The 516-nt window shown below is 73.8% G+C and carries 1 protein-coding gene; it reads left to right on the top strand.

The features are described from left to right. Positions 1–122: 122 nt before the first annotated feature. Positions 123–516, top strand: a 394-nt coding sequence (locus K5E37_RS29340) for an alcohol dehydrogenase catalytic domain-containing protein (RefSeq protein ID WP_221535833.1), incomplete at its 3' end; no start/stop codon positions are given.

Genomic DNA, 516 nt, shown 5'->3' with positions numbered 1-516 from the left:
CGGGTGCGGGGCATGGGCGTCTCCGACGGTATCGTTTCCGGCACTAGCGGCGTTTTATGTGCGTACTTGCGGCCCGTGAAGGCGGGCGGCATCTCCTGCGGCGACAGCCCGAGGAGATCACCATGCGCGCCGTCGGCTACCGCAAGTCCCTGCCGATCACCGATCCCGAAGCCCTGGTCGACCTCGACCTGCCACAGCCGGCGCCCGGCCCGCTGGACCTGCTGGTGAAGGTCGAGGCGGTCTCGGTGAACCCCGTCGACACCAAGGTCCGGCGGCGGGCCGAGCCGGAGGCCGGCGGCGCCAAGGTGCTCGGCTGGGACGCGGCCGGCACCGTCGTCGCCGCCGGCGCGGAGGTCCAGGGCTTCGCCGCGGGCGACGCGGTGTTCTACGCGGGCGACCTCACCCGGCCGGGGACGAACGCCCAGTTCCACTGCGTCGATGCCCGCATCGTCGGGCGCAAGCCCGCGCGCCTCGACTGGGCGCAGGCCGCCGCCCTGCCGCTCACCGCGATCACCG

Origin of the sequence: Pseudomonas sp. RIT778, assembly GCF_019718735.1 — a bacterium.
Classification (GTDB): domain Bacteria; phylum Pseudomonadota; class Gammaproteobacteria; order Pseudomonadales; family Pseudomonadaceae; genus Aquipseudomonas; species Aquipseudomonas aphyarum.
The sequence above is the reverse complement of the archived record's forward strand: the minus strand, read 5'-3'. Positions and strand labels throughout refer to the sequence as shown.